Raw genomic sequence first — 13792 nt, 5'->3', positions numbered from 1 at the left:
CGGTCATTGTTAATTAATAACTTGTTAATTGATACTACAATGCGCTCTCTAAAACTATTACTATTGCTGCTGACGCTAATTGTTACGACTCTTGGCTGCTTCGATCGAGAAGTAACAATTAGTTCTAATTTGCCTTCTACAACACCAAATCCAGCTTTTGCCGCCACTTCCAAAGCTGCAAAGCCTGCCTATAGTTTTGTAGATAGTATGTGTGTCACCACTCATTGGTCTTATTACGATACTCCCTACGGTCAAAATTATAATGCTGTCAAGCAAAAATTAGTCGCTCTTGGCATTCGTCATATCCGCGATAGTGGGGCAACCAAAGATGTAATTGACAAAACAAAAGAACTAGGACGTTTGGGTATTAAAACTACTTACGTTATGTATCCAATTTTGGGAGTTACGGCTAATTCATCCTACTGGGCTACCCCTCCCGCTTACAACATTACTGATTTTGTCAAAAACAAAGTTGGGACTAATGCCATTGATGCGGTTGAAATCGCTAATGAAATCGATTTCAACTACAAAAGATTGTCTTGGTATAAAGGTGATACTACCAAACTCAGTGACGATCCAAAGTCTTCTTTATACTGGGTTCGCTATATTGAGAGCTTGACTAAAGATACCTACAAAGCCTTAAAAAGCGATCGCGCTACAGATCAAATTAAAGTCATTGGGCCATCTTTAGGGCGTTCCTACGATTACGGCAGCAAATCACCTTTAGGAGATTTGAGTAAGTACGTAGATTGGGGAAATTTTCATCCTTACCCAAATGGTGGCAATCCTTTTAATAATCCGTTTAAATACAACACAATTGAAAAATACTATTGGCATGGCAACTTTCCCTCAGTAAATATTAATAGAAATCCTTATGCTTTTGATGTTTACGCCCCGCCTTTTAAAGGCAAGCCAATGGCAGCAACAGAAACGGGCTACTTTACGACAAAAGGCGAACGAGGTATTTCTGAAAAAGTGCATGGAAAATATATGCCGCGTTTGTTTTTGGAGTACTTTCGTCAACGTGTTCCCCGCACTTGCTCTTATGAACTTGTAGATGAGTGGAATCAACCAGACAATTCTGAAGCTAACTATGGATTATTACGCCACAACTTAAGTCCAAAACCCGCCTACACTGCCTTAAAAAGTTTAATTAGTCTCCTTAACGATCCACAAGGCTCGAAAATAATTCCTAAAACGTTAAATTATAATCTCTCAAGTACAGCACCCCCAGGTTATAACCGCACAGAGTACGTACACGACCTTTTATTACAAAAACGAGATGGCAATTTTTACCTAATAATCTGGCACGAAATTTCTAATGGAGATACCAGTACCACCCCAGTTAGAGAAATTAATCCGCCACCTATTCCAACCCAAGTAAATCTATCTACCCCGATTCGTAGTGCTACTATTTATACTTTTGATGATGCGGGCAATTTGTCTACCAAAGCTACCTCGATTAAGAATAATAGAATTAGCCTCAACGTCACAGATAAAGTAACGATTATCAAGCTTGTACCACGCAAATAATTAAGAACCAATTAGAAACAACTAGCTACCATAATCTCAGCTTGAACAAATTTTAGCCCATTGCTTATAGTTACTTCTTTAGACAGAGGAAGTAGTGCTTGGGGATACTGTAGGCAAAAGCTGAAAACAGTTAAAATCGCAATCAGCTTAAGTATCAACTCAGCTAATAAACATCAGCACCTAGATATTAGGTTAAAAAGAGGTTAAGAAGCTAGAATAAGGTTTATATTACCGTTAGGTTGAGAGATATTTAGAGAATCTGGCTAATAAATATAGGCTTAATTCTCATTAACAAAATACATTTTAAAAAAATACGGAGAAGCAGTGGATCATAAAACAGACTTTCTCTACCCGCGCGGCCGCTATTACGGTCAAGTTAAGCCAGAAAACTTAGTTTTTAATGCAAATTTACAAGAATTTGCCCAAAGGGTAAGCTATATTTGCAATTTGGAAACAGCGGGTAAGCTTTCTCCTGAAGAATCCTATGAGAAAATTCGCGCTCTTTGGAAGCAACTCAAACGCTCAAAACAACAGCTAGGAATTGGTAGTCAATCTTTTGACAACAAGAACAATGCGGGCGAAAGTTGAAAAACAGTAGTAAATAGACTAACCTAAGGCGATCGCTCTTACGAACAAATAACCTCAAAATCCCCAGAGTTTGTTATTTATTGGGCGATCGCAATTTAGCTCTAAGAATAAGCCAAACAAAGACTTCTGACTTTTTCATAGTAAGCCACCAACTGAAGCGTCGCCGCCGCCCAGCCCCAGCGTTCGGCTTCTAGGCGGGCGTTTTGGCGGATAGTTTCTCGTTCTTGCGCCTGGGCGAGTAACCTTTGCGTAGCTAAAATCGCTCCTTCATCTCCCATTTGCGGGTCAAATAAAAATCCATTTATCCCCGACGTAATAATATCTGGGATTCCTCCAGAACTAGCTGCTACTACAGGACACCCCGCCGCCATAGCTTCGAGTAATACTAAGCCCAGCGTCTCAGTACGGGAGGGAAAAATAAAGGCATCCGCCGAAGCAAACGCCGCGCCTAAATCTCTCCCAGTGAGATAACCCACAAAATGCGTGGGAGTACCCGCAAAATGCTGTTCTAACGCGGCTCGATGCGGCCCATCCCCCACTAAAGCTAAACGAGCATTGGGGATAGCTTCTAAAACGGGTTTAATTCGTTCAACTTCCTTTTCTACCGATAGCCGCCCAACGTACAGTAGTAGAGGGTGTTGGGGAAAACCTTGGCTAAGGTGCGATCGCATTTCTTCCGTTGCCAACTCTGGGTGAAATAACTCTGTATCTACTCCCTTTTGCCACAAATCTACTCTTTCAATCCCATGAGCGGTTAATTCTGCCACCATCGCCGTTGAAGTACACAAGTTTAACTGTGCTTGGTTATGAGCAGATTTAAGCAATTCCCACAGCAAACCCTCCAACATTCCTAAGTTGTAATGATGCAGGTATTGCGGTAAATGAGTATGGTAAGAAGCCACCAAGGGAATTTTTAACGACTTGCCATAATATAAGCCCGCCAAGCCTAAAACGGCGGGATTAACTACATGAATAATATCGGGCTTAAACTCCTCTAAAGCATGACCAATCGCTGGTCTTGGCAATGCCATTTTTAGTTCTGGGTACAAAGGCAAAGGAAACCCCGTTACACCGTACACTTTAGCCCCTTTATACTCTGTTATTCCCCCATCGGGAGCAAAAACAATTACTTCGTTCCCACTGCGCTGCAAATGCTCTACAGTATGGCGCAACCGTGTGACAATTCCATCAACTTTGGGCAAAAACGTTTCAGTAAATAAGGCAATTCGCATACAAAAAATTGTTAATTACAGGCAGGATTTGGTGTTAGTTCCAGTTTGATAGCAGTATCAAGTAAGAAATTAGGCTCAATCCAACTCGTACGCCCAAAACTAAACTCGCCGCCAAAATAACCCTGGGTGGCGGCGAAGTTGCCAATCGCTGGACGATAAGCTTGATAGACGACAATTGAGGACTCATCAAACTGCGCCAGAATGTGATTGCCTACTTTTGGCAATCTATCAACTTGCGTCAAGTAAGGTTCGGTAATTGACCTCATCTCAACGCCAATTTACCTTGGGAAGCATTTGGTTTTTGTCTACTCGGTGTTGGTACTTCACAGCAAAATTGAGCAGAGAATCAAGCAACGAATCTGATAAATAGTGCGGTTGCAAACCTAAATTGAGCAAGTTAGTGTTTTTGGCGTTAAAGTAATGCTCTTCTTTTTCAACTCTGGGATTGTCTATATTGTCGATTTGTACTTTTAATCCCATTGCTGACCCAGCTTTTGCCACCATATTCGCCAAGTCACCTATGCTAAATAACTCGGTAAATTGATTAAATACTCTAAATTCCCCAGGTTCGGCAGGAGATGCGATCGCAAGTTCCACGCACTTTACTGTATCTCGAATATCTAAAAATCCCCGCGTCTGTCCGCCTTTGCCGTATACCGTCAATGGGTGCGAAGTCGCTGCTTGAATACAGAATCTATTTAACGCCGTTCCAAATACGCCATCGTAATCTAAACGGTTGATTAACAGCTCATCCATTCCCGTTTCTTCGGTCAACACCCCATAAACTATCCCTTGGTTCAAATCGGTAGCCCGTAAGCCCCAAATTCGACAAGCAAAGTGGATATTGTGGCTGTCGTGGACTTTGCTTAAGTGATACATCGAACCTGGTTGCTTGGGATAAGGTAGCGTATCTTTGCGTCCATTGTGTTCGATAGTAATGTAGCCTTCTTCAATATCTATATTTGGCGTGCCATACTCGCCCATTGTCCCCAGCTTAACTAAGTGGCAATCAGGGAAGCTTTCGCGCATGGCGTAAAGCAAGTTCAGCGTCCCAACGACGTTATTTACTTGCGTCAATACTGCGTGTTCGCGGTCAATCATCGAAAAAGGCGCAGAACGTTGTTCGCCAAAGTGAACAATCGCTTCCGGCCCAAATTGATGCAGCGACTTATCTAAAAACTCGTAATTATTGATATCACCAATAAATAAATCAATAGATTTACCCGTCAAGTCCCGCCAGCGCTCAATTCTTTGTTGAATCGATGCAATCGGCGTTAAGGTATCTGCCCCTAACTGTAAATCCCAATACCGCCGCACCAAACTATCTAATATGCCAACTTCATAACCCCGACTCGACAGATATAGGGCGGTTGCCCAGCCGCAATAGCCATCACCACCAATAATTAGGACTTTCATCTTAACCAATGCTTACTCGCTTGATACTCGCTAAATTTATCAGGTTTGTGACACCCATAACCTATTTGAGCGTACTTCCCTTGTTTCGATTAATTATTACGACTTGTAACAATATTGCTGTCATAACAGCATACTGTCTTGACAATTCAAAAAGAGGCAAGTAAGGTGATAAACATACCCGGGTAACAAGACTGAAAAACGACATATGCAAGCTAAGCAAAAGGTTACATTTTACCTAACTCCAGAAATACATAGAAGGCTCAAAATCAGATCGGCAATTGACTCCGAGCCAATGTCCGAACTAGCCGAAAAAGCAATTGGTTTTTATCTAACTCATCCAGAAATGGTAGAGGAATTAGAAACAATTCACGGTCGTACTCATCAGCTATATGCTTGCCCAGAGTGTGCCACTACTGTAGTAATCTCTGACGGTGAAATGGTAGCCATAGGTAGCTCTAGCGGAGTATTAAACGAAGAAAAATTGACTGTAGCTCAAGTAACACCCGGTACGGCGGCAGGTCAAGAAGAATTAGTACCTTGTTTGAAGTGAATTTAGGACAGGCGATCGCCTAAGTGATTTTCCCAAAGTATCCAAAATTGTTTTTATTCGGTTCCAAGTAGGTTGACGGTCATGCAAGAAGAGCTAAATATTCTGATTCAAGCTCAATATCCCTTAATCTACCTTGTGACCTCCGAGGAAGAACGGGCAGAGAGCGCGATTTCTACCATTGCCCAAGTAAGACCAGTGCGTCGCATATTTCTCTGGACAGTAACTCATGGAATTGTCGAATACGGTCAGCCCCGAAATGTTACCCAACATAACACCGTATCGCCAGAAGCCGCTATTGAATGGGTTATTAGACAGAAAGAGCCAGGATTATTTATATTTAAGGATTTACACCCGTTTATAGATTCCCCGGCGACAACACGGTGGTTAAGAGATGCGATCGCCAGCTTTAAGGGAACCCAAAAAACAATTATCTTGATGTCACCAGTACAGCAAGTACCAATTGAGCTAGAAAAAGAAGTTGTAGTTCTTGACTTCCCCTTGCCAGACATGACGGAGTTAAATCAAGTCTTGTCCAAGCAACTAGACCAAAACAAAACCCGGAGAATTACTACTGAGGCACGAGAAAAGTTACTAAAAGCAGCACTAGGCTTAACCAGGGACGAAGCCGAGAAAGTATATCGTAAAGCTCAAGTTACCAAAGGCAGCTTGACAGAGAACGAAGTAGACATCGTACTATCGGAGAAAAAACAGCTAATTCGCCGCAATGGAATTTTAGAATTTATTGAAGAAGACGAAACTCTAGAAGCTGTTGGCGGACTAGACGAACTTAAGCACTGGCTGAAGCAACGCTCTAACGCCTTTACCGAAAGAGCTAGAGAGTATGGATTGCCTCAACCCAAGGGAATGCTAATATTGGGCGTACCCGGCTGCGGCAAATCGTTAATTGCTAAAACCACTTCTCGTCTTTGGGGTTTACCCTTACTAAGACTAGATATGGGTAGAGTCTACGATGGCTCGATGGTGGGGCGAAGTGAAGCAAATTTACGAAATGCTTTAAAAACGGCTGAATCGATTTCCCCAGCGATTTTGTTCATCGATGAATTAGACAAAGCTTTTGCTGGAACTACAGGTTCGGCGGATTCTGACGGTGGTACATCAAGTAGAATTTTTGGTTCTTTCCTCACCTGGATGCAGGAAAAAACGTCACCGGTATTTGTGATGGCAACCGCCAACCGCGTCGAACGCTTACCAGGGGAATTTTTACGTAAAGGACGCTTTGACGAGCTATTCTTTGTAGATTTGCCTACAGCAGACGAGCGCAAAGAAATATTCAACATTCATTTGCTCAAACGCAAGCGCGACATTACTCGCTTTGACTTAGAGCAATTGGCAAAAGTTGCCGATGGGTTTTCCGGTGCAGAAATTGAGCAAGCATTAGTTGCAGCCATGTACGAGGCTTTTGCTCAAGACCGAGAATTTACCCAGCTAGATATTATTGCGGCTATCAAGTCCACGCTGCCTCTGTCGAAGACCATGACAGAACAAGTCACCGCCTTGAGAGATTGGGCAAGACAGCGTGCTAGACCTGCTGCAACCTCCGTAGCTGAATATCAGCGCATGGAGTTTTAAAAGCTTTCTCCTGCTACCACAGGGGGAAAGGCTGGCAATTGCCAGCAGTTGACAAAAAGTCGCCTTGGTTATCCCTTTTCAAACAGCGCGACGAAACCTGACTGAGACTGTTGTCGTTTTAATTCAGATTTCCTAGGAGGAAACCCAAATGTCCCATTTTAGCACTCTACGCACCAAGATCGCTGATGCCGAAATCCTCAAGGCTTCCTTACGCGACTTAGGCATCAACACCAAGACCGAAGCTGACGTTCGCGGCTACAACGGTCAAAGAGTTCGTGCTGACCTAGTTGCAGTATTGGAAGGCGAATATGATTTAGGCTGGTCACGCAATAGCGATGGTTCTTTTGACCTAATCGCTGACCTATGGGGCGTTGCTAAAAAGCATAACCAAACTGAGTTAATCAACTCTATCAACCAAAAGTACGCTGTTAACAAGACTTTATCGGAAGTCAAGCAACGCGGTTTACAAAATGCCAACGTCAAGCTAGTTGTGCAGCAGTAATCCATTCCAGCGCGTTTCAAAGTTTAGAGGGTTAACCCAGTTTAATAGGGGTTAACCCCTTTTTCATGTAATGAGTTAGATAACAGCTTTAAGTTTTTGAGCCGCTTCGTTGAGTTGTTCGGTGCTGACTTTAACTTGAGTAATACCTGTAGCGCTTTCTTTGGCGCTTAAATTAAGCGAGTTCATGGCTGCAACTACCTGTTGGACAGCTAAAGCTTGTTGTTGAGCGCTAAGAGCAATTTGTTGGCTGTTGAGAAATACATTATTGATAGAATCAGCAAATCCAGCAAAGGTGGTAGCTGTAGAATTAGTAAGCTCTAAACCTTTATCTACAGTTTTAGTCCCTTCATCTGTCACCATAACTGTTGTATTAATCGCAGATTGGATATCTCCTACTAAAGCGGTGATTTTATCGGCAGATTTTTTACTTTGATCGGCAAGTTTGCGAATTTCACTTGCTACTACGCCAAAGCCTTTACCATGTACCCCCGCACGCGCGGCTTCTACGGCGGCATTTAGTGCCAGCATATTAGTTTGGTTAGCCAAATCGCCAACTAAACCAGAGATACCGCTAATTTGATTGGTCTGTTCGCTTAAGCGGATAATTGCTTGAGCGATCGCTTCCACTTTGTCTTTAAGGGTAGACATTCCGGCAATGGTTTGATGTACGGCTTTAGTTCCTTCCTCGGCTAAAACCAATGCCTGACGCGCTCCTGAAGCCGAAGCGGTTGCTTGTTCGGCAGATTGACGAGAAGATGCACCCAATTCTTCGATTGTAGTTGTAGTTTGATTAACTGAACTTGCTTGTCCAGCGATCGCTCGTTCCTGTTGTTGGACGGTGACAGCAATTTCATGAGAACTTGTGGAAATTAGCAACCCCGCACTATTGATCGCTTGGTCGTAGCGCCGCATGGTTCGCAATACACTTATCCAGGCAAATAGTAAAATAACTAAAGCAATTATAAGCAGGGCGATCGCACCAAATGCCTGTTGAGATTTTGCTTGTATATTTGAATCTACATACTTTTGTAAAGCTGCGGTTGCTTCTTTTAACCCTTGGGAATAAATTTCTTTTTGCGCCTCATACTCTGAACCTAGTAACAAGGCGGCGGCGGCTTTTTGATTGCCTTTATTTACTAGCTCAAAAGCTTGGGTTTCTAGAGCAATTAATTTTTGGTTGGCGATGTTAGTTTTAGTAAATGCGTCACTTTTAAAGACATTTGGTAGTAATTTCTGAGCTTCGGCTAGAGCCGCATCTAGTTTTGGGACATAATCGAGATAACGCTGTTCCCAGCGCTTGTTGCTGGTAGTAGCTGCTAAACGAGCGCTAGAAGTTAATACTTCATCTAAATAAGTAATATCACCGCTCAATTTTTGAATTTGTAAGTCTTGAGTTTGAATTTTTTTAAAAGCATTATAAGAATCCCACACATACCAACCCATACCTGCACATAACGACACCGTAAGAGCTAGAGGAATAGTTAGCAGTTGGAAACGATTTGTAGCGCCTGATGAGTTTTGGTTGGCGAACCAAGATTGGGGATTTGGGAGAATATCTGTTTTTTTAATAGCTTGGTCCATAACTTTAGGCGATTGATAGATAAGGTTTACTCCTGATACTATCTAGTGTTCCCGCTATCTAATAGAAACTAACTAAGTTTGAAGATATTTCCCATGATTTTTTCAAAAAATATTCATGCCTTATTGTGTATTTTGACGAGACAAGGTAAGAATATCAAGTTCGCGGTTTAAGTCTAAAACATTTACTCCCGGTTCGCCAAAAATACCTAAAAATCTTCCTTGAGTATGTTTGACAATTAACGGCGCGATATCTTCACTAGCTAAATTTCGGGCGGTGGCAACTCGATCCAACTGGGCGATCGCACTTGCTACAGTAATATGGGGATCTAAGCTAGAGCCTGAAGTATAAACTAAGTCGGCGGTAGGTCGTACATTGATTTCCTGCAACCTTGTAACTTCTTCTTGAATGCGTTTAAGTAAGTCAGGATTGCTAGGCGCAAGATTACTAGCACCCGATAAACCCGTCGGTGCAGCTTCTTTTCCTTGGCTGTAAGTGCTGGTACTGGGACGAGTAGAAAAATATTGCTCGGTAGTAAAAGCTTGACCAATTAAAGCTGAACCGATTAGTTTTCCTTCTAGATTTTGGACTAAGCTACCGTTAGCTTGATAGGGAAACGCCACTTGAGCGACGGCTAAAACCAATACAGGATAAATAATCGCTGTTAATACCCACAATACTAAAGTCATCCGAATTGCTTTGGTAGTTTCGCCAATGACTGACATAAGCTAAAATCGCTCCGGTTGAAAAACGACCACAAATAAGTAAATAACAAGTCCAAAGGTCAATAAACCCAGTATCCCCAAAGCGTAAGCATGACGGCGTTCTAATGCGCCACTAGAAGCAGCATAAACGGCGGGTGCAATGACTAAATTTAAACAAAGGAGTAAAAAGGCGAATAGGGGCATTTTTTGCCTGCGCCACTCAATTCCCTTCAATAGATTAATTATTTCCATGTTTTTTTTAAGCTAAACCCACTAATGCGATCGCTAAATCAATGATTTTAATCGCTATAAAGGGCGCAATCACGCCCCCTAAGCCATAAATTAAGATATTCCTTTGCAACAATTGATTCGCCGTCAAAGGTCTAAATTTTACCCCTGTTAATGCTAAAGGAATCAAAGCCGGAATAATCAAAGCGTTATAAATCAGTGCCGCTAATACGGCGGAATTGGTGCTAGTCAAACGCATAATATTGAGACTATCTAACTTCGCTGAAGCAAAAATTACCGGAATAATGGCAAAGTATTTCGCAATATCGTTAGCAATCGAGAAAGTAGTCAAAGCACCGCGAGTAATTAGTAATTGCTTACCAATTGCCACAATATCAATCAGTTTTGTGGGATCAGAGTCCAAATCGACCATATTGGCGGCTTCTTTGGCGGCTTGAGTCCCCGTATTCATTGCTACGCCTACATTTGCCTGTGCTAAAGCCGGAGCGTCATTAGTGCCGTCTCCAGTCATTGCTACCAACTTACCTTGAGCTTGTTCTTGCTTAATAACTTCGATTTTGTCTTCCGGGGTAGCTTCAGCAATAAAGTCATCAACACCCGCCTCCGCCGCAATTACCGAAGCCGTAATGCGGTTGTCTCCCGTCAACATGACACTGCGGACACCCATACGCCGCAATTGGTCGAAACGTTCGCGGATACCAGGCTTGATAATATCCTTTAAATAAATTACGCCGTAAACATCGTTATTTAAAGCTATAGCTAAAGGCGTACCACCAAGATTAGAAACTTTTTCGTAAGCAGTATCGAGATCGGGAGTTAAAGTTCCACTACGCGATCGCACAAACCCTTTAACCGCATCTACCGCACCTTTCCTTGTCTCTCTCCCATCGGGTAAATTTGTGCCACTCATGCGAGTTTTAGCTGAAAAATCCAATCCTTCCGCCGCACTGCGATCGAAGTCTACCGTTGCGCCTAGTTTTTCCGCTAACCGCACAATAGATTTACCTTCGGGTGTTTCATCAAAAATACTAGCAGCTAGAGCTACTTTAGCCACTTCTGCCATTGAGTGACCGTTAACGGGGATAAATTCTTCCGCTAGGCGGTTTCCTAGAGTAATTGTCCCGGTTTTGTCTAAAACCAAGGTATTCACGTCGCCGCAAGCTTCTACCGCTCTTCCAGAGGTGGCTATGACATTAAATTGAGCTACCCTATCCATCCCGGCAATACCGATCGCACTGAGCAAGCCGCCGATAGTTGTAGGAATTAATGCCACAAGTAAAGCAACTAAAACCGTAACACTAACGGGACTTCCAACATAATTTGCGATCGCGTTTAAAGTAGCGACTACAAACAAAAATACCAGCGTCAACACCGCAAGTAATACTGTTAAAGCTATTTCGTTGGGGGTTTTAGAACGTTCCGCGCCTTCAACTAAGGCAATCATGCGATCGATAAAGCCTTTACCAGGGTCTGAGGTAATCCGGATAGTTAATTCGTCCGATAATATCCGCGTTCCCCCAGTAACGGAGCTTGCAACGTCCGATCCTGGCTCTTTCAGTACCGGGGCAGATTCGCCAGTTATTGCCGATTCATCTACTGATGCGACTCCGGCTATAACTTCACCATCGGCGGGGATAATGTCGCCAGCAATGACTTTAACCGTATCTCCTCGATGCAGAGTTGTTGAGGATACTTCTTGCATTGAACCATCTGGTAATAGCGAACGTGCGATCGTATCGGATTTTGTGGAACGCAAAGCATCAGCTTGAGCTTTACCTCGTCCTTCGGCTACCGCTTCGGCGAAGTTGGCAAAAACAACCGTAAAAAACAAAATTAACGCAATTAAACCGTTAAATAGCCGTAAATTCTCCCCTTGCACCGGGCCAAACAAATTCGGATCGATAGTTAATAAAGCAACAACAATTGTGCCTACCCAAACCAAAAACATTACAGGGTTTTTGATGGATTGCTTGGGATTTAGCTTGACAAAAGCCTCTTTGATGGCTCTTGAATAAATCCCTTTAGTGTTGGTTTTAGGCTTATTTCGGCGTGACGAACGAGGAGCGCTTGGTTGAGTATTTGCATCCATTATGGGTAATTGGTAATCTCGAAGTCTGATAAATGTTTCTACTGTTGACTTGCAAGGCTAAAAGCTTCCGCAATTGGCCCTAAAGCTAAAACTGGGAAAAATGTCAGTACGCCCAAAACTAAAATTATTCCGGCTGTAACTGTGGTAAATAAAAGCGTATCAGTTCTCAATGTCCCGGAAGTTTCGGGTACGGGTTGTTTGTGCCTCATACTATCTGCTAATAGCAAAATAGCGATAATCGGCACGTAGCGACCCCCTAGCAAACTCACAATCGTGCTGAGATTCCACCAAATAGTCGCGTCTCCCAATCCCTCAAAACCCGAACCGTTATTAGCGGCGGCGGAGGTATATTCGTATACTACTTGCGCCAGCCCGTGAAATCCTGGGTTGCTAATTCCTGATAAAGAATCGGCAAAGCCAAGGGTAATCGCACTAGGAATTAAAACTACAATCGGGTGAACCAGTAGCACTACACTAGCCAGCACAATTTCTCGTTGTTCTACTTTGCGCCCCAAAAATTCTGGGGTACGTCCCACCATTAACCCGGTGACAAATACCGACAAAATTAAGTAAATAAATAAGTAGGCTGTTCCCGTTCCCTGACCGCCCCAAACAATTTGTAAGAACATATTGAGTAAGGTTGAAAAGCCTCCATTGGGCATCAAAGAATCGTGCATTCCATTGACTGCACCGCACATAGTCCCGGTGGTGGTAACTGCCCATAATGCAGTTTGCGCCCAGCCAAACCTAACTTCTTTACCTTCATAGTTTGGCTGCGGTGTATCTAATAGAGTATTTACTAAGGGGTTTCCTTGAAATTCTCCTACAGCAGTAAGGAAAGTTAGAAACGTAAAAAGTAAAAATACCATCCCAAATAACAGCCAAGCTTGTTTAAGATTTCCGGCAATTATGCCGTAAGTAAAAATCAAGGCGGCGGGAATACATACCATTCCCAGAGTTTCGAGCAAGTTTGTGGCAGGATTAGGATTTTCAAAGGGATGGGCGGAGTTGATGCCAAAAAAACCGCCGCCATTTTCCCCTAATTGTTTAATCGCTTCAAAATGAGCTACGGGGCCTCTAGCAATAGTTTGAGTTGCTCCTTCTAAAGTCGTCACTGTTTCCGGGGCGGCTAGGGTTTCTGGTACGCCTAAAATTACTAGCAATATTGCCCCCACAAAAGATAGCGGTAGCAGTATTCGGGTAATGGAAATAGTTACATCAACGTAAAAGTTGCCTAATGGTCGTCCCGTTAAGCCTTTAATAAAAGCAATACCTACCGCTAAACCCGTCGCTGCTGAGGTAAACATTAAAAATCCCAGCCCTAATACTTGACTGAGATAACTTAATGTTGTTTCACCGGAGTAGTGCTGCTGGTCGGTATTAGTTAAAAAAGAAATTGTTGTGTGTAAAGATAAGTGCCAAACTGGAGCAGTTAAGCTTGTAGGGTTTAAAGGTAATAATCCTTGGGTGCTAAGGAGCAAAAATACTATTATTCCCATGACTAGGTTGCTATATAGTATTGCTCTGGCGTACTGCCAGCCCGTCATATCATCTTTTGCCTGTACGCCTCCTATTTTGTAGAGAATGCTCTCTATCGGATTCATTAACGGGTCGAGGAGGGTTTTTTGCCCTAAAAACAAACGAGCTATGTATCTGCCAAGGGGATAGGCGATCGCTATTATGAGTAATAGCGTCAAAGCAATTTGAAAAATTCCTTGCAACATTGATGAAAATTACTTTCCATTTGATTAGTTTTGGAT

Annotated in this window: 13 protein-coding genes; 5 read left to right on the top strand and 8 right to left on the bottom strand. The window is 42.8% G+C overall.

The features are described 5' to 3' along the window. Positions 1 to 6: 6 nt before the first annotated feature. Together SYN7509_RS0217515 and SYN7509_RS0217510 are read left to right on the top strand one after the other, a co-directional pair. Positions 7 to 1533 (top strand): hypothetical protein, encoded by a 1527-nt coding sequence (locus tag SYN7509_RS0217515; protein WP_028954406.1) that lies wholly within the window; start codon positions 7 to 9, stop codon positions 1531 to 1533. 324 nt (positions 1534 to 1857) lie between these two features. Continuing rightward, a complete protein-coding gene (locus tag SYN7509_RS0217510) occupies positions 1858 to 2121 on the top strand; it encodes a DUF7219 family protein (RefSeq protein WP_009633427.1) in 264 nt (87 codons plus the stop codon). 101 nt (positions 2122 to 2222) lie between these two features. Here the strand turns inward: SYN7509_RS0217510 and SYN7509_RS0217505 are convergent, their stop codons facing one another. Genes SYN7509_RS0217505 through SYN7509_RS0217495 form a run of 3 tightly spaced genes read right to left on the bottom strand, consistent with a single transcriptional unit; the run spans position 2223 to position 4769 of the window. Next, positions 2223 to 3353 (bottom strand): glycosyltransferase family 4 protein, encoded by a 1131-nt coding sequence (locus SYN7509_RS0217505; RefSeq protein ID WP_009633426.1) that lies wholly within the window; start codon positions 3351 to 3353, stop codon positions 2223 to 2225. An 11-nt stretch (positions 3354 to 3364) separates the two neighbouring features. Further along, on the bottom strand, positions 3365 to 3619 hold the full coding sequence (locus SYN7509_RS0217500; RefSeq protein WP_009633425.1) for a DUF4291 family protein: 255 nt from the start codon (positions 3617 to 3619) through the stop codon (positions 3365 to 3367). A gap of 1 nt (position 3620) precedes the next feature. Beyond that, positions 3621 to 4769 carry an NAD-dependent epimerase/dehydratase family protein gene (locus SYN7509_RS0217495; protein ID WP_009633424.1) on the bottom strand — a complete coding sequence of 383 codons (1149 nt, stop codon included), beginning with the start codon at positions 4767 to 4769 and terminating at the stop codon, positions 3621 to 3623. A gap of 205 nt (positions 4770 to 4974) precedes the next feature. Between SYN7509_RS0217495 and SYN7509_RS0217490 the strand changes: the two genes are divergently transcribed. From SYN7509_RS0217490 to SYN7509_RS0217480, 3 genes are all read left to right on the top strand, one after another. Continuing rightward, positions 4975 to 5319: a slr0373 family blue light stress response protein gene (locus SYN7509_RS0217490; protein ID WP_009633423.1), complete on the top strand. Its 345-nt coding sequence runs from the start codon at positions 4975 to 4977 to the stop codon at positions 5317 to 5319. 81 nt (positions 5320 to 5400) lie between these two features. Further along, positions 5401 to 6909: a stress-responsive protein Ycf46 gene (gene ycf46 / locus SYN7509_RS0217485; protein ID WP_009633422.1), complete on the top strand. Its 1509-nt coding sequence runs from the start codon at positions 5401 to 5403 to the stop codon at positions 6907 to 6909. A 148-nt stretch (positions 6910 to 7057) separates the two neighbouring features. Next, positions 7058 to 7411: a DUF1257 domain-containing protein gene (locus tag SYN7509_RS0217480; protein WP_009633421.1), complete on the top strand. Its 354-nt coding sequence runs from the start codon at positions 7058 to 7060 to the stop codon at positions 7409 to 7411. 75 nt (positions 7412 to 7486) lie between these two features. On the opposite strand, the gene SYN7509_RS0217475 is transcribed toward SYN7509_RS0217480, so the two are convergent. The 5 genes from SYN7509_RS0217475 to kdpA all read right to left on the bottom strand — a co-directional run bounded on the left by SYN7509_RS0217475 (position 7487) and on the right by kdpA (position 13756). Then, positions 7487 to 8992, bottom strand: coding sequence for a methyl-accepting chemotaxis protein (locus SYN7509_RS0217475; protein ID WP_009633420.1), 1506 nt, complete (start codon positions 8990 to 8992; stop codon positions 7487 to 7489). 120 nt (positions 8993 to 9112) lie between these two features. Next, a complete protein-coding gene (kdpC, locus tag SYN7509_RS0217470; protein ID WP_009633419.1) occupies positions 9113 to 9715 on the bottom strand; it encodes a K(+)-transporting ATPase subunit C in 603 nt (200 codons plus the stop codon). Between the two features lie 3 nt (positions 9716 to 9718). Then, on the bottom strand, positions 9719 to 9946 hold the full coding sequence (kdpF, locus tag SYN7509_RS0217465; protein WP_009633418.1) for a K(+)-transporting ATPase subunit F: 228 nt from the start codon (positions 9944 to 9946) through the stop codon (positions 9719 to 9721). 7 nt (positions 9947 to 9953) lie between these two features. Continuing rightward, entirely contained in the window at positions 9954 to 12032 is a 2079-nt protein-coding gene (gene kdpB / locus SYN7509_RS0217460; RefSeq protein ID WP_009633417.1) for a potassium-transporting ATPase subunit KdpB, read from the bottom strand. A 38-nt stretch (positions 12033 to 12070) separates the two neighbouring features. Next, positions 12071 to 13756 carry a potassium-transporting ATPase subunit KdpA gene (kdpA, locus tag SYN7509_RS0217455; protein ID WP_009633416.1) on the bottom strand — a complete coding sequence of 562 codons (1686 nt, stop codon included), beginning with the start codon at positions 13754 to 13756 and terminating at the stop codon, positions 12071 to 12073. Positions 13757 to 13792 lie beyond the last annotated feature (36 nt).

The sequence above is a fragment of the Synechocystis sp. PCC 7509 genome (genome assembly GCF_000332075.2).
In the GTDB taxonomy this organism is placed as follows: domain Bacteria; phylum Cyanobacteriota; class Cyanobacteriia; order Cyanobacteriales; family Chroococcidiopsidaceae; genus Aliterella.
This window is presented reverse-complemented; position numbering and strand designations above follow the sequence as displayed.